This window comes from Streptomyces sp. NBC_00158 (genome assembly GCF_045160885.1).
In the GTDB taxonomy this organism is placed as follows: domain Bacteria; phylum Actinomycetota; class Actinomycetes; order Streptomycetales; family Streptomycetaceae; genus Streptomyces.
Window position 1 is genome coordinate 3,449,767 of sequence record NZ_CP108161.1, and the last position, 23,495, is coordinate 3,473,261.

Genomic DNA, 23,495 nt, shown 5'->3' on the forward strand with positions numbered 1-23,495 from the left:
GTTGGTGCTCGGAGGCTTCGGCGTTACTGGACGAGGCGGAGCACGGGCCTTTGCTCCTGGACACCGAGCAGATCTCGAACCCGCCTGTTGGTCCACGCTAGTTCATGTGCCAGCTCGGAAACGGAGAGATTCGTTTCCTTAGCCGCCAGGTCGAAGGCCTGACCGAGCAGCGAGGGCTGTTCGCCGGGGAAGTTCGAGACCGATTCCGGCGTGAAGCCGGGCTGGCCGTCGAGCGCGCGCAGGCGTTGGTACGTCCTGCTGGCGGTGGCGTCGGAAATCAGTCCCAGCTCGCGGCATCGGTAGACGAGCGACTGGAGGGAGACCCCCCAGACTCCTCGCAGCTCCGCCAGCTTTGCGATATCCATCCGCCTGGGCAGCAGGGGCAGAATGCTGGACTGAGGGGTCAGGAACTCGGCCGCGAAGGCGTCAGCCTCCTTCTCCTGGCGGCTGTCACCAGTTGCGTCGCCGTGAAGCACGAGGTGGCCCAGTTCATGGGCGGCGGTGAACCGGTGCCGGTAGATGTCGTCTGCCCGGTTGGCCGTCAGAACGACGAGCGGTCGCGCGGCCCGGGTGGAGAAGGCGTCCACACTCGCAGCGGAAGGATCACTGGCGGGCGGCATCACCACCACGATCCCGTGGGACTCCATCCGCCTCACCAGGTGTGTGACAGGCCCGTCACCGAGACCCCAGCGCCTGCGCAGCTCACGGGCGGCGGACGCCGGATCGGCGGACAGCTCCTCGCCGGGGTGGACCTCCCCGCCGGCGAAACCGGGCAGATCCACAAGGGGCAACTGGATCCGCTGTTCCAGCGCGTACGTGAGCTCCCAGACCTGCTCGGCGAAGGCGAGAGCGCGCTCTCGCTGGGACTTCGGCGTGCTGCGCAGGCTCCGGAAGTGCGCCATGGAGGCGTCGAGCCGGTTGGCCGGCCTTCCCAGCAGGAAGAACGTCACCGGAACCCCGAGGATCTCCGCGAGGCGGGGGATCAAGTCAGGCCGTGGCTTCGAGACCCCCGTCTCGTACTGACCCACCGCGGCAGGCGTCACCCCGAGCTGTGCCGCCACGTCCTTCTTCGTCATCTCCGCCAACCGACGGGCTTGTGTCAGCCGGGTGGGATCGAAGCCGTCGGAGATGGCACGCGGCGTGGCGCCTCGTTCTTCCGTACCGGGAATCAGGTCTTGCTTAGTGAGTCGCATCGTCTTCGCTGGTCTGGTCCTCGACGGGTTCTGCTTCGGTCTGAGCGGGTACGTGCAGGGCCCGGTCCGAGGCAGTACGAGAGGACAGCGTAAGGGTGGGTTCGGTTCCGTCGGCGAAGCTGGTGTGTGCCGTGATCTGGTGCGGAATGCTGATCGGTCGCGGCGTGTACGAGGTGACCGACTGAGGCAGGTGGAGCGGCTCGGGATCGGTGGTCCATTCCAGCCGGCGGTTCGCCCCGAGCGCCGCGATGCCCCAGTGCGCCTCGAGCAGCTCGGAGGCGTTGCAGGCGAAGGGAACCAGGATCAACTGGGTGCCCTGTGGGACGGTCGCCAGAGCGCCGCGCGGCTCGGCGGTCGGGACGGCCGTCCCGAAGTCGATGTCGAACGGGTCCTGGGTGTGCTTCGGCGCTGGCGCGAAGGTGAAGAGCTCCCGTACCAGCCGCGACTCGCTGGGGATACGCGCGCTGCGTACGTCCGACTTGGTCTTGGAGTACCGGAACGGGTAGAGCAGCCCGTTGCCGATGAGCATCAGCTCGTATGAGAACCCGAACGGCTGGACCGCGCGGGCGCCGGGCAGGTCCTTGAGTTCGTCCTGCAGCCGCTCGTACTGGTTCTCATACCGGCTGGTGCCGTACGTACGGGTGGTGCGGGATGCTGCTTGTTCCTGTGCGGCCTGTGCGTTGGCCTGCATGTTGCGAAGACCTTGTCCGACGCCGAGGCGTACAGCTGCGACCTGATCGCCGAACACGTCTGTCGCCCACGGCGACTGAGGCACACTCATGCGGACGACTCCTAGGGTCGGACTACGCATCGAAGCATTCCAGTGCGGTCCTGACTTTAGTTGATGTCGAAGAATTTGCACAACAGCTTCTGTGGTCGGCGTGTTCGACGACTGTGGGTATCGCTGGGGCTAGCTCTACCGCACCTGACGCGTGGCGTCCCGCGCATGGCCGAACGTCGTTCATCACTGGGCAGCCGTCCACGCCAATGGCGGCTGGCTGCCGCACAGAGACCGCCAACGACCAGGGAGACAGAGCGAAATGATCGAACGAGTCCGCGCCGTCCTCGTCACCGCTGACGACACGATGCTGGTCATCCGCCGCACCAAGCCAGGAATCCCCGAGTACTGGGTACTGCCCGGCGGCGGCGTCGAGGAGGGCGACGAGTCTCGGGAGGCCGCCCTCCACCGGGAGATTCACGAGGAGATCGCGGGGAAGGCCGACATCATCCGCCTCCTCCACATGATGGAGTCCGACGAGGAGCGTCAGCTCTTCTACCTCGCCTGCATTGCGACATGGTCCTTCGAGGACCGGACCGGTCCCGAGTTCAGCGCCGAAGGCCGCGGCGAGTACGCGCTGGAGGAAGTCCCGCTGACGATGGAGGGGCTCGACGGCATCGACCTCAAGCCCGAGGAGATCGCCCACGTTCTGCGAGGCGCCATCGGTGCCGGCACCCTCGGGGCCGAGGTCGCGGTCTAGCACCGTACGACCACATGGGCGCGCCACCGAGCCAACGCTGAGTTGCGGTGGCCCCGGTGACGCGCCGTGTTCCTTCAGGGAACGATCCGACCGTTCCCTGAAGGAACACCTGCCGTGTTCCCTGAAGGAACAGGGCGCCCGCCAGTGGCCGTGGCGTCCTTCGGGCTACCGGCTGCTTCGGCGGGGTGGTTGCGGTCGTGAGGTACCGAGGACCGCTGCGCTCGAACCCAGGCGGGTGGTGCTCGCGGAGTCGGGGTGAGCGGGCCTTTCACCTGTCACGCCGACGAGACGGTGGAGCCGCCAGACGAGGACGTCGCTGATCGAGGTGGCGGTGTCGAGTTCCCGTCGTCGGGTGGCTTCGGCGAGCAGGGCGGTCGGGTCGTGGCCGGCTTGCTGGGCGTCGGTGAGGGTGGCGGCGAGGGCGGGCCAGCTGGGCTCGGTGAGGATCTGCTCGGCCAGGTCGGGGAGTGCTTGGCGGACGAGGGCGGCTTGCCGTTGCTGCACGGTGACGGTCAGGCGGAGGCCGCGCTGGTGGATCACGGTCAGGGGCTGGATGGCGGCGGCCTGGTAGGCGGCGTGCAGGTGTTCGGCTGCTTGGCGGGCGGCTACGGCTTGTTGGTCGTGGTGTCGGGTGTGGTGCCAGTGCTGGGCTGCGACGACGGCCAGGAGCAGGGCGTCGAGGAGGATCGCTAGGAGGGCTCCGTCCTTGGGTGCGGGTTCACGGACGATCGCCTTGATGGCTCGGCGTGTGGCTTGGGCTTGCTGGTGGCGGGTGCGGATGCGGGAGCGGCTGGCTCGCTCGAATGCGGCTGCTGCCTGGGCCAGCTGGGGCTTGTAGCTGGCGGGGGCGATGAGGGGGAGGGCGTCGAGGGTTTCGGCGAGGACGGTGATGTGCGCCTGGCCTACGGCGTCGTCGGCCTGTTCGAGAACGTCGGGGATCTGGTCGGCGGCGTCGGTGACCTGCTGCCATGCCGTTCGCCGGCGGCCGGAGTGCTGACCCATGGAGGCGGCTTCGGTAGTGGCGAGGCGTTCGCTGATCTTGGGGTAGGACAGGTCGGGGCCGAGGGTGGAGCCTGAGAACCACACCGGCTCACCTTGGGCGTTGTTGTCGTCGGCGAAGGCGACTTTGTAGCCGCGGATGTCGCCGGAGGGGAAGCGCTGGATGTCCACCAGCACGCCTGCGCTGCGGAGGATGGTGAAGAACTCTTCGGTGTCCGTGGCAGCGGCCACGGTCGTGCGGACGGTGGTGCGCAGCCTCTCCCGGGGTGTGGCGGTGTGGCCGGCGCGCAGGGCCTTCTCCTGTTCGGCGCGGGTGGGGCGTTTGGCGGCGGTGTGGTCGCCGCGTACGACCTGGCGCAGTCCGTACTCCTGCTCGATCGCGGCGCACTCTTTGTCGGCGCGCGGGTAGTCGTTCCAGTTGCGGGGTGGGGTGAGGTCGCCTCGGACCTTGGTGGCGACGATGTGGATGTGGTCCTCTGCGTGGCGGACCGCGACCCAGCGGCAGGCGTCGGGGTCGCCGGCGGGGGCGATGCCGGTGGCGTTCAGGATCCGGCGGGCGATCGTCGCCCACTCGTCATCCGTCAGGATCCGGTCCTCGGGTGCGGCTCGTACCGAGCAGTGCCAGACGTGCTTGGCGGGTACGCGGTCGCCGGCTTGCTTGACGCGCAGGTCGAGGACGGTGGCGAGCTGGGCGAGGGTGGCGGTCTCGTCGCGGCCGGGGTCGGGGGCGAAGCCGTCCCAGGACGCGACCAGGTGGGGGTCGGTGTGCTCGTTGGCACGGCCTGACCCATAGAGGTAGCGCAGGACACCGTGGGTGTTGGCGCCGGCCTTGCCGATCTTCGTGATCAATCAGGCCGCCTTTGATGTGGCGGCGTTGTCCGCCGCCACATCGATCGATGTGGCGGCGTCACGCGCCAGGCCGAGGACGCGTCGGGCTTCCGCGAGAAGGGCTGTGTCCCCAGGGTGTGGATGGCCGCCGGAGTTCAGCTTGAAGGCGATCTGATTGACGTTCTTGCCGATAGCGGCGACCTGGAACCGCAGGGCAGCGAGCTCGTCGATCAGGTCATCGTGGGAGGTCCGCTGGCCGGGCAGCGCGAGATCACCGTGCAGGTGGGCCATGACGACGGCGCCGACGTAGTGCGCGCCGGCCAGGTTCAGGCGGCGGGCCTCGGCGAGGATCGCCTGCTTCTCGGCGACGCTGTAGCGGACGTCGACGCGCTCCTTGCGCTGCACTTTCTGGCGGGCGCGACGGCGGGCGACCCGGTACAGCGCGGCCTCGTCAGCGGCCCGTACGACGACGGGCAGCCCGGGGTCGGCGGCACCGGCCGCCTCCTGCCCCGGTGCGCCCTCGCGCCGGGGTTCTGCCTCCGCCACCCCCGGGGCGGAGGCTGCGTTGGACCGGCCCTTGGACGGTCCAACGCCATACCTTGCTGCCTGGTCTGGGGCTGGGGTACGGGTGTTGTGCTGCCGGTGGACGGTGAGGTCGGGGGTGCGCAGGTCAGACATGCCGGGCCTTTCTTCGGAGGTGGGGTCGTCTCAGTGGGCGAAGTGCGGGGGAAGGTGCCTGCCCACCCGCAGTGCCGGTACGGGTGGGCAGGCTGGATCAGTGGACGGCGGCGGCGTGCTCGTCCAGTTCGGCCTGGAGGAGGTCCTTGACCTCCTCGGCGAGGTCCTTGTTGATGGTGAAGCCCTTGTCGCGGACGGCGGCCTCGATGCGACGGCGGGAGGCGTGTCCGTCCCGGCCGGGCTGCGCGGTGCGGCCTATCTCGATGGCCTGCTCCAAGGTGGCGCTGGGCTTGCCGCTCTTGCGCTTGGGCGGGGTGTCGATTTCCGCCTCTTGTTTCCCCGCAGGCTCGGCCACATTCCGGCTCGTTTCCACGGGTGTTGGCGCCCCAGCGTCGGCTGCCAGCACCTGGCTAGGTTCGTCCACAACATCGGGCTTGTGGCGCGTGGCGGCTTGGACGTCTGCGGTGTTGTGGCGCGTGGCGGGTTGGCGTTGGACGAGCAGGTAGAAGTGGACCGCGCCTGCCAGTGCGAGCGGGGCGATGGCGGAGATGACGCCCACGGTGATGTCGTCCAGCGGGAGTCCGGTGTGGCGGGCCTGCTGGTTGAGGCGGATCGCGTGGAGCACGTTGGCCCAGATGCTGGTGGCGGTGGCGAGTGCGACCAGCGAAGCCACGTAAAGGCGGGCGCGCAGGGGTCCGGCGTGCAGGACTAGGAGCGCGCCGATCCCCAGGGCGATGAAGCCGTCGACGAGGAGGGGGAAGACGTAGGTGAGGGCTGGGTGGACGTGGCTGGCGGCGGCCATCTGACGCAGGGCGTCGTAGGACAGCGCGAACGCGCCGAGCGCCATGAGCGCGACCCCGGTACGGATCGCTCTGGCCAGTTTGGGCCGAGCCGGGGATGGGGTGGGGGAGGACGGGTTGGCGTGCGAGGGCAAGCGCGAGGCTCCAGGGAGTTGGCGGGGACCGCGGGGGGCGGGTGGCCGTGAAGGGCGCGGACTCGTCCCACTCGTCCCCGCGCAGGTCAGGGCAGGTACGGGTGGGCGGCTGATGTCGACTCGACTCGTTGCACTGGTCGGACAGCCGCCTGCGGCCCGGTTGGCGAGACGAGTGGGGACGAGTCAGTACGGGTGGCGACCCGCAGCAGGGCGGCGAGCCCCCGGGCAGGCGGATGCGAACCTCGTCGGGGGCGTTTGACGAGGTCGACGGGCCTGTTGATGTCGAGTCGACTCGTTGCGGGCTGTTCACCCGTCCCCGCGCTGACCTGCGCGGGGACGGGTGGGACGAGTCGTGGAGGGTCAGGCTCCGGTGGCGGGCGGGGCCTCGGGGGCGGGATTCTCAGGCGGGCAGTACCGCATCCAGGCGTCGGCGAACTGGGCCGGGGTGAATCCCTTGGCCTGGTTCCCGCCCGGGAAGCGGCGGTTGCCCGAGCCGATCCCGTAGTCGTCGAGCAGGATCTGCAGGCCGCGCGAGGTGAGTCCCTTGGGGCTGTGCTCGGCCCACGGCGCCTCGTGGTCGGCGTTGAGGATGTCCAGCAGGCGGTTGGTCCGCAGAGCCGGTGGGTTGCCTTCGCCGGCGAAGGCACGGCGGATGTCCGTGAGGATGCGGATCTTCAGTCCGCCGTCCTCGTCGCGTCCGGACTCGTAGTCCGTCATCGCCTTGCACGCGATGCGAGCCATCCGCGGCCATTCGCCGCCCGCGAGGTCGGCGACGCTGATCAGCGGCTCCCACGTGTCGGCGGCGCGGTCATCGACGGGGAGCTTGGGCTCGAGGGCCCTGGCCTCGTCGTGAAGGCTGCCCAGCCAGGCCGCCAGCCGCTCCCGCAGTTCCCTGACCACCACGTCGTCTCGGCCGTATCGCCAGGCGGTCACCTTCTCGTTGCCGGCGCGGCGGCGCATGCGGATGACCACGGACCGGTCCATGATCGTGTCGGGCAGGTCCCCGATACCGGCCAGGGCGGCCATGGCGTAGGTGGAGAACTTCTGCACCTCGTGGTTGGGCCCGGACACCCGCAGGGTGGGCCGGTTGCGGCTGTGGCCCGCATTCAGCAGGCCGCGCATCTCCTCGTTCTTCTCCGCGACCTTCGCCGACCCGAAGATCGTGTCGACCTCGTCCACCAGGAGGGTGGGCGGGTTGCTGCCGTCGATCGATCGGAAGATCGCCGCCGCTGACGCGTTGACCGTGATCAGCGGATCGTGGACGGTCTCGATCAAGACCTCCAGCAGTCGCGACTTCCCGCACCGCTTCGCGGGTCCCACCACCGCCAGGCGCGGGGCGTGCTGCCACACCGTCTGCAGGTGGGTGGCTGCCGCCCACAGGGTGGTGGCGGTCAGGGCCTCCTCGCTGGGCATGACCACGTAGCGGCGGATCGTGGTCCGGAGCTCGTCCAGGATCCGCTCCCCCTCCGAGGCGGGGGCCAGCGGCTCCGGAGGGACGTCGGCCTCGGCTGGGGATTCGGCGGCTGCGTCGAGTCCCCCGTCCTGTGCGTCGTGCAGGTGGGCGCCCGGCTGGCCGGGGATCGCGGTCACGGGCCAGTCCGTCTTGGCTGGTGCGGCAGGGGGTGTGGATGTCGTAGGTTTCAAGAGGCAGCTCCTTCTCTTGTGGCCGCGTGCGTGCAGGCCACTCGGGTTGACCGTGTGATTGCGGGTGGGGATGTTGCCGGGGCCTCCGACGTTGGCGCGTCGGGGGCTCACTCGTTTCCCGTGAGCCCTTGGTGGAGGCGGGCGACGACGAACAGTACGTTCGACCTCCGGCACAGTCCAGCGTTTCTGTGTCAGCTCCGCGCAGAATGATCTGCTACCTTCTCTCGCCCTCAAGCGGCCAGGCCCAGCAGGTTCACCAGGTCTGCGGTCACCACTCGGTACGCCTTGCCCAGCCGCAGCACCTTGCACGGGTACTCGCCCCGCTTGGCCAGCTCGTAGCCCTTACTCCGACCGAGACCCAGCGCACGGTTACTGGTGTCCAGGTCAATGGCCGCCGGAAGGGCCAGCACTTCCTCGCGACTCATCCCCTTCGACCCGGTCCCCGTCAGGTTCTCCCGCACGCAGCACTCCTCTCGTCACAGCCGTCGGCGAACGCGGTCCTCACGTCCGGCTCCGGGCCTATGAGAACAAGTCTGACCGAGCTACTGTGTCTCCATGACACAACGCGAATTCGATGATGGAGACGAGGACGACGTTCCCGAATGGGCGGACCACGTCATGGCCACCGTCGCAAACGAGGTCAAGCGACGGAGAAAGGAAATCGGTTGGAGCGCACAGCAGTTGTCCGACCGCTGCAAAGACATCGGCCACCCCATCCCTCGCAACGTGATCGCGAACATGGAGTCCGGCCGGAGGACCAACCTCCCCCTGGTTGATGTCATCGTGCTGGCAGAGGCCCTCTGGACTAGCCCGATCTGCCTGATCTACCCCGTCGGGTACGTCCCCGAGGTACAGCGCCTGCCTCTCCAGGAGCGAATCCCACCGTGGGAGGCCCTGCTCTGGTTCTCGGCCCATGACGACGCCGGACTGGACGACCACGAAATGCTCCACCAACAGCGCCAGCACATCTCAGCTCTGTCCCGGGCCGAGAGCGCCATGGCGAGTGAAGGCTACGCAAGGCACACAGTCGAAACCGAGAAGGACCCAGTCCGACGCACCGAAGCCCAACGCGCCCACGCGGTCTTCGCCGAACGAGTCTCCCAAGCCAAGGAGTCCCTCCGTGAGGCCCGCTCCTACATCAGCAGCCACAGCGGGCTCCTTCCCTACCTGCCGCCCGAGCTCGCCGACATCGACCCACCCGACACCGACGAAGAGGACGACATTTGAAGGGCTCCACCCACCGCCGCTGCTACTGCCGTGACGCGAATACCGGCAAGCCGCTCGGCAAGAAGTGCCCCAAGCTCTCCAGCCGGAAGCACGGCTCGTACTCCGTACGCCAGGAACTCTCGCCCCGCGAGGACGGCACCCGCCGCGCGTTCAACCGCGCCGGGTACGAGAGCCTGAAGGCCGCCCAAGCTGACCTGGACCACGTACGAGCACTCCTCGGCATACCCGCGGCGGACGACCCCGAGAGCATCGCCAGCATCGCGGCCCTCTTGGAGCAGGTGGCCGACGAGAAGGCTCCGCTTCCCGACGTCGAGGAGACCCGGCGCCGGCTGCGGGCCGGGACCTCGCTCCTCGGGTCGATCACTGTCGGCGAATGGCTGGACCGCTGGCTCGCGTCGAAGAAGACGCGGAAGACCACGACGAACGGCTACGCCTCCCACATCCGCGTCCACCTCCGGCCCCGGATCGGGCATCTCCGCCTCGACCGTCTGAACGTCGCCCACTTGGTCGAGATGTTCGACGCCCTTGCCGATGCCAACGAGGAGATCGAGTCCCACAACCTGGCCCGGCGCGAGCAAATCGCCCGCTGCAAGCCGAGCAAGGCGGGCAGGCCCGTCGCGGCCGAGCGGGCGCTCCTGGCCGCCGAGCGGGCCAAGTTGGCCGCGATGGGCCCCTTCCGGAAGCCGACGGGCCCGGCGACCCGGCAGAGCATCCGTCGCACGCTGCGTGCCGCGCTGAACGGAGCGATCCGCCAGCAGCTCATCACTTTCAACCCGGCGTCCCACGTCGAGCTGGAGTCGGGCAAGCGTCCGAAGCCGCTCCTGTGGACGGACGCCCGCGTGGAACGGTGGCGCCTCACCGGCGAGAAGCCCTCCCCCGTCATGGTCTGGACCCCGGCCCAGTTCGGAGCCTTCCTCGACGAAGCCGAAGGCGACCGGCTGTACGCCCTCTTCCACCTCTCCGGCACACGCGGCCTGCGCCGTGGCGAATGCGTCGGCCAGGAGTGGTCCGACGTCGACCTGGACGGCGGGCAGATCACGCCGTCCAAGGAGATCGTGGTGGACGGCTGGGACCCGTACGAGTCCGCACCGAAGACGGACGGCAGTGCCAGCACCATCGCCCTGGACAGCCTGAACGTCGCCGCGCTGCGCGAGCACCGCGCCCGTCAGCTGAAGGAGCGGAAGAAGTGGGGGAAGGCCTGGCAGGACACCGGCAAGGTCTTCACCCAGGAGAACGGCGCCTGGCTCCACCCCGAGACCGCCTCGGAGACCTTCCGGCAGATCCTGGCCCGCACCGACCTGCCGCCGATCACCCTTCGTGATCTGCGCCACGTCTCGGCCACGCTCACCCACGGCGGTGGCGGCGACCTCCACACGATCAAGGAGACGCTCCGGCACTCCACGATCACACTGACCTCGGACACGTACACGAGCCTGCTCCCCGAGGTCGACCAGGCGGCTGCGGAAGCGGCGGCGCAGTTGGTGCCTCGTGCTCGCTCGGCGAAGGCCTCGGAAACAAACCAGGTCACATCCTGAGGAAATCCGCGCAGGATTGCTCTCGTGGCAAACGAGAGCACCCTGTCCATCAAGCTGATCACCATGGATCGCGCAGCGGCCTGCACCGTCTTCACCCGCTCTGACGGGAAGGAGGCGCGGTTTCCGCTGGACACCTCCATGTTCGAAGACACGAGCGTCGTGGCCAGGCTCGACTTCACCCCGGCATACGGAGCCCTCCTCGCCACCACCCTGACAGGGGACCAGGTCCTCTTCGAGTTGCCGCTGGAAGGAGCTGGGGACCAGCTCGGAGGGCGACTCGTCGTCTACCTCGACCAGAACCAGTGGAGCCTTCTGAGCAATGCCGACCGGGGCAGCGCTAAGAGCAGCGAGGCGGATCGAGCCGCTGCCCGGAAGCTCAGGGAATGGGTGGACCAACGCCGCATCGTCCTCCCCGCTTCTGCCGGCCACTACTTCGAGACCAGCAAGCGCTTCAGCACGGAGAAGCGATACGCGCTAGGCCTGACGATCTTGCAATACAGCCGTGGCTGGCAGATGCGCGATCCATTGCAGGTCCGGCGGAACGAGCTTCACGATGCCTTCTCCCACCGCATGAACCGCTGCGCCAGCCTGCGCTCCGCCCCGGTCATCACTCTGGACCCGGATGCCCTCTTCTCTCCCACCCGGCGCACTACTCCCGATGGACCGCCAAGGTTCCAGAGCGGATTCACTTTCCAGTACGAGGCACTGCTCGCCGCCTCCGTTTCCATCGACTCGATGCTGGACACCCAGCAGGTGGAGCCAGGACCGGACACCGGGTGGACGGCGCTGAGCCAGCGGTTCAGTGACTGGCTGGACGGGCTGGAGCAGGACGCTCAGCAGAAGCGCAGGGCCATCGATATCCACCTTCTGAAGGATCTACAAGAGGAACTGGCCGAGGAGGCCGCTGCGGCAGACGTCCCGAAGGAACTGTTCGGAGAATGGGGCTTCAAAGGGCTGGTACGAGCCATCGGAGGGTCACGGGCCCTCGGGCTCTTCCGGGAGATGCTGCACAGCCGGCACCTCAACAAGGGCACCAAGTGGCGCCCGAACGATCTGACGGACATGGTCTATCTGTCCTGTGCAGCCGGGTACGCGGACTTCGTCATCTGCGAGAAGCACATGCGCGATCCGCTCCAGCACGGCCTGAAGCGGACGGGACTCTCGACGCAGATCTACCGCCACCTCGCGGTTGCCGTAGAGGCCATCGAAGCTGCGCTGGAGACACCGCCAGTACCGGGCGAGACCGTCTCGTAGCGCCGGATGGCGCCTCGTCACAGGCCGTCCGCTCACGCATCGCTCACGCAGGGGCCCGGAAACGACTGAGCGCCCCACCCGATCGGAATCGGGTGGGGCGCTCAGGAGCAGGTCAGAGGACGTGTCCCCCGCCTGCGAGCAGTAGGCCATGTCGGACTCGAACCGACAACCAACGGATTAAAAGTCCGCTGCTCTGCCAATTGAGCTAATGGCCCTCCAGGTGCTCACCCCAGAGCATAGCCGGAGAGGGGCTGCGGACCGATCGGGTATCGCCGGGTGTGGCTCCGGCGGTTTCCCGCCATCCGGTGCGGGAGGGGCGAAACGGCCGGAAATGGGCTCGGCCCCCACCGCACCGGAGTGCTGTGGGGGCCGATTCCTCGTCAGGTGGCGCTCAGGCGTCAGCCGTTGCGCTTCCAGCGGGGCTTGTCGTCGCGGCGGAAGCCACCACGCTCGCCACCGCGGTCGTCGCGGTTGAAACCACCGGACGGACGGTCGTCGCGGCGGAAGCCGCCCGAGGGACGGTCGTCGCGGCGGAAGCCACCACGGTCGCCACCACGGTCGTCACGGTTGAAACCACCGGACGGACGGTCGTCGCGGCGGAAGCCACCACCACGGTTGTCGCCACCACGGTCATCGCGGCGGAAGCCACCCGACGGACGGTCGTCGCGGCGGAAGCCACCACGGTCGCCACCACGGTCGTCACGGTTGAAACCACCGGACGGACGGTCGTCGCGGCGGAAGCCACCACCACGGTTGTCGCCACCACGGTCATCGCGGCGGAAGCCACCCGACGGACGGTCGTCGCGGCGGAAGCCACCACGGTCGCCACCACGGTCGTCACGGTTGAAACCACCGGACGGACGGTCGTCGCGGCGGAAGCCACCACCACGGTTGTCGCCACCACGGTCGTCGCGGCGGAAGCCACCCGAGGGACGGTCGTCGCGGCGGAAGCCACCACGGTCGCCACCACGGTCGTCACGACGGTTGTCGCGGCGCTCGTAGTTGCCCCGGTCGTCGCGGCGCTCGAAGGTGCGCTCCTGGGCGACCGGCTCGGCGACGGCGGCCACGGCGGCGGCGACCTCGGCCTCGGCGGCCTCGGCGACCTCGGCGACGGCGGCCTCCGGGTCCTCACCGCGCTCACGGGCGGAGCGGGCGACGAGGCGGTCGGCCTCCTCGCGCAGCTCGGCGGCGCGACGGGTCGCGCGCTCCAGCTGCTTGGTCAGGTCGGCGACCTCGCGCTCGGCCTGCTTGGCGGCGTTGTTCGCGGAGTCGGCCTGGACCTCGGTGAGCGAGCGCGCACCGGTGATCTCGGCGACCTCCGGGTCGAAGGCGCCGGCGCCCTGGACGATGTGGCGCGAGGCGTCGACGCCCGCGTCCTCCATCAGGCGGAAGATCTGGCGGCGCTGGTGCGGCAGGGCCAGGGAGACGACGACGCCGGACTTGCCGGCACGGGCGGTACGGCCCGAGCGGTGCAGGTAGTCCTTGTGGTCGCCGGCCGGGTCCACGTTGAGGACCAGGTCGATGCCGTCGACGTGGATGCCGCGGGCGGCGACGTCGGTGGCGACGAGCGCGTTGACGTAGCCGTCCTTGAAGTCGGCGAGGACGCGGGTACGGGCGCCCTGCGTCATGCCGCCGTGCAGCGCGTCGGCCTTCACGCCGGCCTCGATGAGCTGCTCGGCGATGCGGTCGGCGCCCAGCTGGGTGCGGACGAAGATGATGGTGCGGCCCTTGCGGGCGGCGATGGCGGCCGTGACCGGCGCCTTGTCCTTCGGCTTCACGACGAGGACGTGGTGGGTCATGGTCGTGACGTTGCCCTGGGCGCTGTCGACCTCGTGGCTGACCGGGTTGGTCAGGTAGCGCTTGACCAGGGTGCCGATCTCGTTCTCCATGGTGGCGGAGAAGAGCATGCGCTGGCCGCCGGCCGGGACCTGGTCGAGCAGCTCGGTGACCTCGGGCAGGAAGCCCAGGTCGGCCATCTGGTCGGCCTCGTCGAGGACCGCGACCTCGACGTTCTCCAGGGAGCAGGCGCCGCGGTTGATGATGTCGCGCAGACGGCCGGGGGTGGCGACGAGGATGTCGACACCGCGCTCCAGGGCGTAGATCTGGTTGCCCATGGAGGTACCGCCGCAGACGACCTTCATCTTCAGGCCGAGGACGTCGCCGTAGGGCTGGAGGGCGTCCGCGACCTGCATCGCGAGCTCGCGGGTCGGGGTGAGGATGACCGCGCGGGGCTTCTTCTTGTCGGTGAAGCCGCCGGCGAGGCGCGCCAGGGTCGGCAGACCGAAGGAGAGGGTCTTGCCGGAGCCGGTGCGGCCGCGGCCGAGGATGTCCTTGCCGGCCAGGGCGTCCGGGATGGTCGCGGCCTGGATCGGGAACGGGGTGGTGACACCGTTCTGGCCGAGCTTGCGCACGACGCCCTCGGGCAGACCGAGGTCCGCGAAGGTGATGGTGGGCTCGGCGTCGTCGGCGTCGGCCTCGTCCGCCTCGGCGGTCACGTCGGCGACGTCCGCCACGTCCGCCTCAAGGGCCTCGATGATCTCGTCGCGCTCGATGGCGTCCATGGCCTCGGTGACCGCGAGGGTCTCGGCGTCGACGATCTCGGTGGAGTCGTTCTCGGGCATGACGGAACGGTCAGAACTGGAAATGGACATGCGAAATGCGAAACCTTCCGGAGTCTCGGCACGCGCCCAAACTCCGTGAATCGCAAATCGACCGCCTCAATGCGGTCAGCCACGGTTGGGGAGAGTACGCGCCACACGGCGCTCTTCGGATTCGGCGCCGGGCAATGGGATCAAACGATCTATAACCATACGCACCCTCCCGGGGGTCTGGCAAGTCAGCTCCCGGGTTCCGCCCCTGACCTGCGGCGATACCCCGGGGACGAGTTACGCGAACCCCGGAAGGGACACCCAGAACCCCATGAACAGGGGCAGAACGCCCTACGCGACGGCCGACCCGGGACCCGGGTCGGACGACGGCGTCGATGTGGGTTCCGTCACAGAGGGAGTCGGGGTCGGGGGCGTCCCGCCCGATCCACCGGAGCCCGACCCGGACCCGGAGCCGCCGGAACCGGATCCCGAGCCGGAACCCGACCCGCCGGACCCCGAACCCGACCCCGATCCCGAACCCGACCCGGACCCCGACCCGGATCCCGCACCCCCGGCCGCCGACCCCGCGCCGCCGGACCCCGAACCCGACCCGGACCCGCCCGCCGCGGCGCCCGAGCCGCCGGACCCCGTACCGCCCCCGGACGGCACCTGGCCGCCCTGACCGCCCGCGCCGCCGCCGGGACCGGCCGACGGGGAGGGCTGCCCGGGCTTCGCGGGCGCGCCCGGGCTGGGCGAGGCCCCGGTCGCTCCGGAGGCCTTACCGGGTTCGCCGGGCTTGCCCGCCTGGTTGCCCGTACCGTCCTTCACGCCGTGGCCGTTGCCGTGCACCCCGGAGCCGTGGCCGCCGCCGGCCGCCCCGGCGGACCCGCCCGCGTCCTTGCCGCCGACCGATGCGGAGGGGCCCGGCTTCGCGGCGTCCTCACCGACGCTCATGCAGCCGGCCGTCGCCGCCACCGCGAGCGCGGAGACGGCCAGTCTGAGGGAGGCGGACAGGGAAGCGGTCAAAGGGCGCACGGGGGCACCTCCGGAGCACTGCGGCGGGGTCCGCGATGAGCGGGTCAATGAGCCCAACTCCCTTTACCCCGTAAGAGACACGCCCCTTACGCGAACAGCTGTCGCGCCACCTGCGACCCGAGCGTCACCGCACCGAGCCCCGCCAGCACCGACGCCGCGACGTTCGCCGCGGCCAGGAACCGCCGGCCGCGCTCCGCCAGCCGCAGGGTCTCGTACGAGAACGTGGAGTAGGTGCTGAGCGCCCCGCACAGCCCCGTCCCCAGCAGCAGGTCCACCCGCGAGGAGCCGGCGCCTGCCAGCGCGGCCCCCGCCAGCACCCCCAGCAGCAGGCACGCGGCCGCGTTGACCACGAAGGTCCCCCACGGGAAGACGGAGTCGTGCCGCGCCTGCACCGCCCGGTCGGTCAGGTACCGCAGCGGCGCCCCGACGACCGCGCCCGCCACCACCAGCAGCCAGTTCACCGGCGCCACCGCCCGCCGACCGCCAGCCGGGTCACCGAGGCCGCCGCCCACACCGCGCCCAGCGCGGCCACCACCGTCAGCCCGGCGTACGCCAGCGCGGCCTGGGCCGCGCCCTCGTCCAGCAGCCGGGAGAAGTCCACGGCGTACGTGGAGAAGGTGGTGAACCCGCCGAGCACCCCCACCCCTGCGAACGGCCGCACCAGCGGGTGCGGCGCGCTCCGCCCGCCCTCGCTGATCAGCACCATGAGCACGCCGATCAGCGCGCAGCCCACGGCGTTGGTCCAGAAGGTCGCCCACGGGAAGGCCCCGGGCGCGGCCGGCCACAGCAGGGACAGGCCGTACCGGGCCGAGGCGCCGACGGCCCCGCCCGCGGCTACGGCGGCGAGCACCCGGCCCTGCGGCTCGGCGCGCTGGGCGGGCACGTGCAGGTCGACGTCGGGGTCGATGGCCTCCGCGCCCGGGACGGGCCGGGTCACCCGTAACCCAGGGCGTGCAGCCGCTCGTCGTCGATCCCGAAGTGGTGGGCGATCTCGTGCACCACCGTCACCTCCGTCTCGGCGACCACGCTCTCCCGGTCCTCGCACATCCGCAACGTGGGGTTCCGGTAGATGGTGATGCGGTCGGGGAGCACTCCGGCGTACCACTCGCCGCGCTCGGTGAGCGGGGTCCCCTCGTACAGGCCGAGCAGCTCGGGGTCGTCGGCCGGCGGCTCGTCCTCGACGAACACGGCGACGTTGTCCATCAGCCGCGTCAGCTCCGGCGGAATCCGGTCCAGGGCCTCTGCGACGAGCTCCTCGAACTCCTCGCGCGTCATCTCCAGCACCCGGCCATTGTCGCCCCGGCGGGGGCGCCCGCAGCCGGTGGGGGGAAACCGTTTTGGCGATAGCTCCTCCGATCCCATATGCTTCTCACGTCCCCGACGCGCTGCAAAGTGCCCGGCGGGCCTTTAGCCCTCATCGTCTAGTGGCCCAGGACGCCGCCCTTTCAAGGCGGTAGCACGGGTTCGAATCCCGTTGGGGGTACGCAACACCATGTGCAAGACTTGCTCTTGCACACACCAGGTCCTGTGGAGCAGTTGGTTAGCTCGCCACCCTGTCAAGGTGGAGGTCGCGGGTTCAAGTCCCGTCAGGATCGCTGAGGCTGGAAACGGTCTCGTGGCTGGGTAGCTCAGTTGGTACGAGCGATCGCCTGAAAAGCGATAGGTCGCCGGTTCGACCCCGGCCCCAGCCACAAAAGGAAGGCCCCGTCCATCGGACGGGGCCTTCCGCGTTCTACCCCTCCTCCCGCTCCGCCCGGGCGGAGCGCCGCCACCGCACCAGGCCGAAGGCGAGGGCGCCCGCGCCGACGAGACCGAGCAGCGCCCAGTCCAGGACGGCGTCCGCGAGGGAGCCGACCCACCGCTCGACGGCGTACGAGTCGTCCACGTCCAGCAGTCCGGGCAGGGCGCTCGCCCCGTCGTAGGCCAGGAACAGCGCGCCCAGGGTGATGAAGAACAGCCCTGACAGCAGCGAGGTCGTGTGGAGTTCGAAGCGGCCCGCCCGGAAGGCGCGGCCGCGCAGCCACCGCCGGCGGCCGAGGTCGAAGCGCTCCCAGAGCAGGGCCAGCACGAACAGCGGCACGGCCATGCCCAGCGCGTACACCGCCAGCAGCAGGCCGCCGTAGACCGGGCTGCCGCTGACGGCGGCCACCGTCAGGACGCTGCCGAGGATCGGGCCGGCGCAGAACCCGGCCAGCCCGTAGACGGCGCCGAGGGCGTAAACCGACAGGGCGGTGGTCGGGCGGATCCGGCCGGACAGCTCGGAGAGCCGCCTCGGGGCGAAGCCGAGGCCGAGGATCTGGGCGAGGCCGAGCGCGATGATCAGCCAGCCGCCGCCGAGGACGAGGAGGTCGCGGTTGCCGTGCAGGAACCGGCCGGCGTAGGAGCCCGCCGCGCCCATCGGTACGAGGGTGCTCGCGAGGCCCGCGTAGAAGATCCCGGTGCGCGCCAGGAGCCGTGAGCGGGAGTCGATGGAGTACGCGAAGAAGGCGGGCAGCAGCAGGGCGCTGCACGGGCTGAGCAGGGCGAGGAGGCCGCCGAGCAGGGCGGCCAGGTATCCGATGTGGGTCACTGCTTCGCCGCCGCCTTGGCGATGGCGGCGGTGAAGGCGTCGAGGGGCTGGGCGCCGGCGATGGGCTGCCCGTTGACGAGGAAGGAGGGGGTGGACTGGACGCCGATGCGGTAGCCCTCCTCCTGGTCGCGGCGCAGGGCGGCCGCGGCCGGTTCGCCGGCCAGGTCGGCCTTGAAGCGGTCCAGGTCGGGGACGCCCGCCTCGCGGGCCAGCTCCAGGAGGCGGTCCTCGCCGAAGCCCTTGGCCTTGGCGCCCTCTGCGTACGCGGCCGAGTGGAAGGCGGTGAAGCGGTCCTGCTGCCCGGCGGCCCAGGCGGCCTTGGCGGCGGCCTCGGACTCGGCGCCGAAGATCGGGAAGTTGCGCCACTCGATGCGGAGGGTGCCGTCCTCGACGTACCTCTTCACCAGTTCGGGTTCGGTGTCGCGGGCGAACTTGGCGCAGTAGCCGCACTTGAAGTCGGAGTACTCGATGAGGACGACGGGCGCGTCGGCGCGGCCGACGGCGAGCTTGTCGCCGGCCTCGCGGCGGGCCAGCGCCTTGAGCTCGGCGGCGGGGTCGGTGCGGGGGGTGGCGGCCGCGGCGGGGTCGCGGTGCTGCTTCTCCTCGGGGGCGGTGGCCTGCCAGGACACCAGGCCGAGGGTGACGGCGGCGAGGGCGACCCCGGCGGAGATCAGCAGGGGCTTGCGGGACGAGCGGGACATGGGTGTGCTCCAGGACTGCGTGGCTGCGTGTGGTGAGAGGGGGGTGGTGTCCCCCCTACACCCGCATCACGGACAGCTCCACCGGCTTCGGCGCGCGCTGGTCGGGCCCGCGTACGTGGACCCGTGCGCGGGACGCGGCGTACGGGCGCACCTGCTCGGGCGCGTTCCGCCCGGCCGCGAGCTGCGCGTGCTCCGGGACCCCGCCCCGGGGCAGCACCCCGGCCCCGTGCCCATGCCCTCCGGGACCGCAGGAGGGCCCCCGCTCCCCGCCGGGGCCGGAGGCCGCATCCGGGCCACCCGTGGCGGCGGCCGCCCGCGACTCCGGACCGACGGCCACCCCCGGTCCCGGACCCCGGTCCGGGCCCAGGCGTTCCGCCCCGACCGGATCCCGGTCCGCAATACCCGTCGCACGCCCGGCCGGGGCGAGGGCCGTCTCCGTGCCCGGACCCCGGTCCGCGGTCGCCCGTACCGCCCCGGCCTGGGCGGGCGCGGCCGCAGGGGTCGGCCTCCCGCCCGCATACGCGCCGGCGCCCCGCCCGTGGGCGGCTGCCGCCCCCGGGCCCGGGGCCCGGTCCAGGGCCACCTGGCGCGGCCCGGCCGGGGCGGTGGCCGCCCGCAGGTCCGGATCCCGGTCCGGGGGTCCCGGCACCCGCCCGGCCAGGGCAAGGGCGAGGCCCAGGAGCAGCACCAGCCCGGCGGCAGCCCGGAGGCGCCACACGCTCGGACGGTAGGACAAGGGTGGGCGGCCTCTCACTGGCACAACTGGGGGACTCGTCCCGAAATGGTACGGGGAGGGGCACAAATGCGTTCGCCACCCGCCCGGCCCAGGTGAGATCCTCGATCAGGTATGTCTACTTCCTTCGCCGCCCTGCAGACGCTTCTCGGTGAGATCTCCCTCCGTGACGCGCACCGCCTCGGCCGCCGCCTCGAGGGCGCCCGCCGCATCCGCAAGCCCGAGGCCAGGCAGGCCGTGCTCGACGAGATCGCCGCGGAGGCCGAGAAGGCCGCCGCGCGACTGGCCGGCCGCGCCTCGCGCATGCCGGAGGTCACGTATCCCGAGAACCTGCCCGTCAGCCAGAAGAAGGACGAGATCGCCGAGGCGATACGCGACCACCAGGTCGTGATCGTCGCGGGCGAGACCGGCTCCGGCAAGACCACGCAGATCCCCAAGATCTGCATGGAGCTGGGGCGCGGCGTCCGGGGCATGATCGGGCACACCCAGCCCCGGCGGATCGCCGCCCGCACGGTCGCGGAGCGCATCGCGGAGGAGCTGAAGTCCGAGATCGGCCAGACGGTCGGCTGGAAGGTCCGCTTCACCGACCAGGTGGACCAGGACGCCACCTTCGTGAAGCTGATGACGGACGGCATCCTGCTCGCCGAGATCCAGACGGACCGCGAGCTGCGCGCCTACGACACGATCATCATCGACGAGGCGCACGAGCGGTCGCTGAACATCGACTTCCTGCTCGGCTACCTGGCCACGCTGCTGCCGAAGCGCCCCGACCTGAAGGTGGTCATCACCTCGGCGACCATCGACCCGGAGCGGTTCTCCCGGCACTTCGGGGACGCGCCGATCGTCGAGGTCAGCGGGCGGACGTACCCGGTCGAGGTCCGCTACCGGCCGCTCCTGGAGGAGGACTCCGAGGAGAGCGACCGCGACCAGATCACCGCGATCTGCGACGCCGTCGACGAGCTCCAGGGCGAGGGGCCGGGCGACATCCTGGTCTTCCTCTCCGGCGAGCGGGAGATCCGCGACACCGCCGACGCGCTGGTGAAGAAGCAGCTGCGTTTCACGGAGGTGCTCCCCCTCTACGCCCGGCTCTCGCACGCCGAGCAGCACCGGGTCTTCCAGGCGCACACCGGCCGCCGGATCGTCCTCGCGACGAACGTCGCCGAGACCTCCCTGACCGTCCCCGGCATCAAGTACGTGATCGACCCGGGCACGGCCCGCATCTCCCGCTACAGCCACCGCACCAAGGTGCAGCGGCTGCCGATCGAGCGGATCAGCCAGGCCAGCGCCAACCAGCGCAAGGGCCGCTGCGGCCGTACCAGCGACGGCATCTGCATCCGGCTGTACTCCGAGGACGACTTCAACGGCCGGCCGGAGTTCACGGACGCCGAGATCCTGCGGACGAACCTGGCGTCCGTCATCCTCCAGATGACCGCGGCCGGGCTCGGCGAGATCGAGAAGTTCCCGTTCATCGACCCGCCGGACCACCGCAACATCCGCGACGGCGTGCAGCTGCTCCAGGAGCTGGGCGCGCTGGACCCGGCCGAGAAGGACCACCGCAAGCGGCTCACGCCGATGGGCCGCCAGCTCTCCCAGCTGCCGGTGGACCCGCGGCTGGCCCGCATGGTCGTGGAGGCGGACAAGAACAACTGCGTCCGCGAGGTCATGGTCATCGCGGCCGCCCTGTCCATCCAGGACCCGCGCGAGCGGCCTTCGGACAAGCAGACGCAGGCGGACCAGAACCACGCCCGGTTCAAGGACGAGACGAGCGACTTCCTCTCGTACCTGAACATGTGGCGGTACGTCCGCGAGCAGCAGAAGGAGCGCGGCTCGTCCTCGTTCCGCCGGATGTGCAAGCAGGAGTACCTGAACTTCCTGCGGATCCGGGAGTGGCAGGACATCTACGCCCAGCTGCGTTCGGTGGCGCGGACGATGGGGATCCACGTCAACGAGGCGGACGGCGCCGAGACCAACATCCACATCTCGCTGCTGGCCGGTCTGCTGTCGCACATCGGCCTCAAGGACACCGACAAGAACGAGTACCTGGGCGCGCGGTCCGCGAAGTTCGCGGTGTTCCCGGGGTCGGCGCTGTTCAAGAAGCAGCCGAAGTTCCTGATGTCGGCGGAGCTGGTGGAGACCTCGCGGCTGTGGGCGCGGGTGAACGCCAAGGTCGAGCCGGAGTGGGTGGAGCCGCTCGCGCAGCACCTGATCAAGCGCACGTACAGCGAGCCGCACTGGGAGAAGGACCAGGCGGCCGTCATGGCGTACGAGAAGGTCACGCTGTACGGCGTGCCGATCGTCGCCCAGCGGAAGATCAACTACGGCCGGATCGACCCGGAGGTGTCGCGGGAGCTGTTCATCCGCAACGCGCTGGTCGAGGGCGACTGGCGGACCCACCACAAGTTCTACGCGGACAACCGCAAGCTGCTGACCGAGGTCGAGGAGCTGGAGAACCGGGCGCGGCGCCGCGACATCGTCGTGGACGACGAGACCCTGTTCGACTTCTACGACCAGCGGATCCCGGAGCACGTGGTCTCGGGGGCGCACTTCGACTCCTGGTGGAAGCACAAGAAGCGCGAGGAGCCCGAACTCCTCGACTTCGAGCGCGAGATGCTGCTGACGGAGAAGGCGGCCGGGGTCACCAAGGCCGACTATCCGGACTCCTGGCGGCAGGGGCAGCTGAAGTTCCGGGTGACGTACCAGTTCGAGCCGGGCGCGGACGCGGACGGTGTGACCGTGCACGTTCCGCTCCAGGTGCTGAACCAGGTCACGGACGAGGGCTTCGACTGGCAGATCCCGGGTCTGCGGGAGGAGGTCGTCACGGAGCTGATCCGTTCGCTGCCGAAGCCGATCCGCAGGCACTACGTGCCGGCGCCGAACTACGCGACGCGCTTCCTGCAGACGGCTCATCCGATGCAGGAGCCGCTGCCGGTGACGCTGGCGCGCGAGCTGCACCGGATGGTGGGCGTGCCGGTGGCGGCGGAGGACTTCGACCTCGGCCGGATCCCGGACCACCTGAAGATCACTTTCCGGATCGTCGACGAGCGGCGCCGCAACCTCGCCGAGGACAAGGACCTGGAGGCGCTGCGGCTGAAGCTGAAGCCGAAGGCCCGCCAGGCCCTCTCCAAGGCCGCGGCCGCCACCGCCGAGCGGGCGGGCGGGGAGTCCCTGGAGCGGACCGGTCTGACGGACTGGACGATCGGCACGCTGGAGAAGGTCTTCGAGACCCGGCGGGCCGGGCAGCCGGTGAAGGCGTACCCGGCGCTGGTGGACGACGGGGAGAGCGTCTCGGTACGGCTCTTCGACACGGAGGTCGAGCAGCAGCGGGCGATGTGGCTCGGCACGCGGCGGCTGATCCTGCTGAACATCCCGGTGAACCCGGCGAAGTTCGCCTCGGACAAGCTGTCGAACCAGCAGAAGCTGGCGCTGTCGCGCAATCCGCACGGCTCCATCCAGGCGCTGTTCGACGACTGCGCGACGGCGGCCGCCGACAAGCTGATCGCCGACCACGGCGGTCCGGCCTGGGACGAGGCCGGCTTCCGCCGGCTGTACGACCGGGTCCGGGCCGACCTGGTGGACACGACGGTGCGTACGGTCGGGCAGGTGCAGCAGATCCTGGCGGCCTGGCAGGCCTGCGAGCGGCGGCTGAAGACCACCGGCAGCCTGGCCCTGATGGCCAACGTCGCGGACGTCAAGGCGCAGCTGGCGGCCCTGATGCCGGCCGGTTTCGTGACCCTGACCGGGCTGAAGCGGCTGCCGGACCTGATGCGCTACCTGGTGGCGGCCGACCGGCGGCTCCAGCAGATGCCGACGGGTGCCCAGCGCGACACCACGCGCATGGAGAAGGTCCACGAGATGCGGGACGAGTACCTGTGGCTGCTGGAGCAGTTGCCGAAGGGCCGGCCGGTCCCGGAGGCGGTCACGGACATCCGCTGGATGATCGAGGAACTGCGGGTCAGCTACTTCGCGCACGCCCTCGGGACGGCGTATCCGATCTCCGACAAGCGGATCGTTAAGGCGGTGGACGCACTCGCCCCGTGATCGGGTTCGACCGCACCCCCTGACCTGCTGTACAGTCTGATTCGCAGCCGAGAGATCGGCA

At 70.2% G+C, this 23,495-nt stretch carries 20 protein-coding genes and 4 tRNA genes; 9 read left to right on the top strand and 15 right to left on the bottom strand.

Annotated features, from left to right (window positions below; all coding sequences use genetic code 11):
* Positions 1-23: 23 nt before the first annotated feature.
* Together OG553_RS15775 and OG553_RS15780 are read right to left on the bottom strand one after the other, a co-directional pair.
* Complete coding sequence (locus OG553_RS15775; RefSeq protein WP_405979590.1) at positions 24-1,193, bottom strand: helix-turn-helix domain-containing protein; 1,170 nt, start codon at positions 1,191-1,193, stop codon at positions 24-26.
* The gene (locus tag OG553_RS15780) at positions 1,180-1,974 is read right to left on the bottom strand and encodes a hypothetical protein (protein ID WP_405979591.1); all 795 of its coding nucleotides are present in this window, start codon (positions 1,972-1,974) and stop codon (positions 1,180-1,182) included. Before OG553_RS15780 ends, OG553_RS15775 begins: the two co-directional genes overlap by 14 nt.
* A 259-nt stretch (positions 1,975-2,233) precedes the next feature.
* Between OG553_RS15780 and OG553_RS15785 the strand changes: the two genes are divergently transcribed.
* A complete protein-coding gene (locus OG553_RS15785) occupies positions 2,234-2,671 on the top strand; it encodes an NUDIX domain-containing protein (protein WP_405979592.1) in 438 nt (145 codons plus the stop codon).
* A 165-nt stretch (positions 2,672-2,836) separates the two neighbouring features.
* Here OG553_RS15785 and OG553_RS15790 read toward each other — a convergent pair whose 3' ends face one another.
* The 5 genes from OG553_RS15790 to OG553_RS15810 all read right to left on the bottom strand — a co-directional run bounded on the left by OG553_RS15790 (position 2,837) and on the right by OG553_RS15810 (position 8,215).
* Positions 2,837-4,519 (bottom strand): relaxase/mobilization nuclease domain-containing protein, encoded by a 1,683-nt coding sequence (locus OG553_RS15790; RefSeq protein WP_405979593.1) that lies wholly within the window; start codon positions 4,517-4,519, stop codon positions 2,837-2,839.
* The gene (locus OG553_RS15795) at positions 4,520-5,176 is read right to left on the bottom strand and encodes a plasmid mobilization relaxosome protein MobC (RefSeq protein ID WP_405979594.1); all 657 of its coding nucleotides are present in this window, start codon (positions 5,174-5,176) and stop codon (positions 4,520-4,522) included.
* Between the two features lie 97 nt (positions 5,177-5,273).
* The gene (locus OG553_RS15800) at positions 5,274-6,023 is read right to left on the bottom strand and encodes a DUF2637 domain-containing protein (RefSeq protein WP_405979595.1); all 750 of its coding nucleotides are present in this window, start codon (positions 6,021-6,023) and stop codon (positions 5,274-5,276) included.
* A 447-nt stretch (positions 6,024-6,470) separates the two neighbouring features.
* Positions 6,471-7,691, bottom strand: coding sequence for a DUF3631 domain-containing protein (locus OG553_RS15805; RefSeq protein WP_405983052.1), 1,221 nt, complete (start codon positions 7,689-7,691; stop codon positions 6,471-6,473).
* 293 nt (positions 7,692-7,984) lie between these two features.
* Complete coding sequence (locus tag OG553_RS15810) at positions 7,985-8,215, bottom strand: hypothetical protein (RefSeq protein ID WP_405979596.1); 231 nt, start codon at positions 8,213-8,215, stop codon at positions 7,985-7,987.
* 94 nt (positions 8,216-8,309) lie between these two features.
* On the opposite strand from OG553_RS15810, the gene OG553_RS15815 reads away from it, so the two are divergent.
* From OG553_RS15815 to OG553_RS15825, 3 genes are read left to right on the top strand one after another with little or no spacing between them, the layout of a single operon-like run.
* The gene (locus tag OG553_RS15815) at positions 8,310-8,981 is read left to right on the top strand and encodes a helix-turn-helix domain-containing protein (protein WP_405979597.1); all 672 of its coding nucleotides are present in this window, start codon (positions 8,310-8,312) and stop codon (positions 8,979-8,981) included.
* Positions 8,978-10,516, top strand: coding sequence for a tyrosine recombinase XerC (gene xerC / locus OG553_RS15820; RefSeq protein WP_405979598.1), 1,539 nt, complete (start codon positions 8,978-8,980; stop codon positions 10,514-10,516). The genes OG553_RS15815 and xerC overlap by 4 nt, the downstream gene beginning before the upstream one ends.
* Before the next feature lie 24 nt (positions 10,517-10,540).
* Positions 10,541-11,770, top strand: a complete 1,230-nt coding sequence (locus OG553_RS15825) for a hypothetical protein (protein WP_405979599.1) — start codon at positions 10,541-10,543, stop codon at positions 11,768-11,770.
* 142 nt (positions 11,771-11,912) lie between these two features.
* Here OG553_RS15825 and OG553_RS15830 read toward each other — a convergent pair.
* Together OG553_RS15830 and OG553_RS15835 are read right to left on the bottom strand one after the other, a co-directional pair.
* Positions 11,913-11,985 (bottom strand) — tRNA-Lys (locus tag OG553_RS15830).
* A 183-nt stretch (positions 11,986-12,168) separates the two neighbouring features.
* Positions 12,169-14,421, bottom strand: a complete 2,253-nt coding sequence (locus OG553_RS15835) for a DEAD/DEAH box helicase (protein ID WP_405979600.1) — start codon at positions 14,419-14,421, stop codon at positions 12,169-12,171.
* 268 nt (positions 14,422-14,689) lie between these two features.
* Here OG553_RS15835 and OG553_RS15840 point away from each other — a divergent pair, with 268 nt between their 5' ends.
* A complete protein-coding gene (locus OG553_RS15840; RefSeq protein WP_405979601.1) occupies positions 14,690-15,040 on the top strand; it encodes a hypothetical protein in 351 nt (116 codons plus the stop codon).
* Positions 15,041-15,479: 439 nt separating this feature from the next.
* On the opposite strand, the gene OG553_RS15845 is transcribed toward OG553_RS15840, so the two are convergent.
* From OG553_RS15845 to OG553_RS15855, 3 genes are read right to left on the bottom strand one after another with little or no spacing between them, the layout of a single operon-like run.
* Positions 15,480-15,854 (bottom strand): fluoride efflux transporter FluC, encoded by a 375-nt coding sequence (locus tag OG553_RS15845; RefSeq protein ID WP_405979602.1) that lies wholly within the window; start codon positions 15,852-15,854, stop codon positions 15,480-15,482.
* Positions 15,851-16,330, bottom strand: coding sequence for a FluC/FEX family fluoride channel (locus tag OG553_RS15850; RefSeq protein WP_405979603.1), 480 nt, complete (start codon positions 16,328-16,330; stop codon positions 15,851-15,853). The genes OG553_RS15845 and OG553_RS15850 overlap by 4 nt, the downstream gene beginning before the upstream one ends.
* Complete coding sequence (locus OG553_RS15855) at positions 16,327-16,677, bottom strand: metallopeptidase family protein (RefSeq protein WP_030225620.1); 351 nt, start codon at positions 16,675-16,677, stop codon at positions 16,327-16,329. Before OG553_RS15855 ends, OG553_RS15850 begins: the two co-directional genes overlap by 4 nt.
* Before the next feature lie 126 nt (positions 16,678-16,803).
* Here OG553_RS15855 and OG553_RS15860 point away from each other — a divergent pair.
* The 3 genes from OG553_RS15860 (at position 16,804) to OG553_RS15870 (ending at position 17,084) form a co-directional block, all read left to right on the top strand.
* A tRNA-Glu gene (locus OG553_RS15860) sits at positions 16,804-16,876 on the top strand.
* Between the two features lie 38 nt (positions 16,877-16,914).
* Positions 16,915-16,988 (top strand) — tRNA-Asp (locus OG553_RS15865).
* Between the two features lie 22 nt (positions 16,989-17,010).
* Positions 17,011-17,084, top strand: a tRNA-Phe gene (locus OG553_RS15870).
* Between the two features lie 41 nt (positions 17,085-17,125).
* Here OG553_RS15870 and OG553_RS15875 read toward each other — a convergent pair.
* From OG553_RS15875 to OG553_RS15885, 3 genes are read right to left on the bottom strand one after another with little or no spacing between them, the layout of a single operon-like run.
* Entirely contained in the window at positions 17,126-17,962 is an 837-nt protein-coding gene (locus tag OG553_RS15875; RefSeq protein WP_405979604.1) for a cytochrome c biogenesis CcdA family protein, read from the bottom strand.
* Entirely contained in the window at positions 17,959-18,663 is a 705-nt protein-coding gene (locus tag OG553_RS15880; RefSeq protein ID WP_405979605.1) for a DsbA family protein, read from the bottom strand. Before OG553_RS15880 ends, OG553_RS15875 begins: the two co-directional genes overlap by 4 nt.
* Before the next feature lie 55 nt (positions 18,664-18,718).
* Positions 18,719-19,381: a hypothetical protein gene (locus OG553_RS15885; protein WP_405979606.1), complete on the bottom strand. Its 663-nt coding sequence runs from the start codon at positions 19,379-19,381 to the stop codon at positions 18,719-18,721.
* Between the two features lie 129 nt (positions 19,382-19,510).
* On the opposite strand from OG553_RS15885, the gene hrpA reads away from it, so the two are divergent.
* Positions 19,511-23,434 carry an ATP-dependent RNA helicase HrpA gene (gene hrpA, locus OG553_RS15890; protein ID WP_405979607.1) on the top strand — a complete coding sequence of 1,308 codons (3,924 nt, stop codon included), beginning with the start codon at positions 19,511-19,513 and terminating at the stop codon, positions 23,432-23,434.
* Positions 23,435-23,495 lie beyond the last annotated feature (61 nt).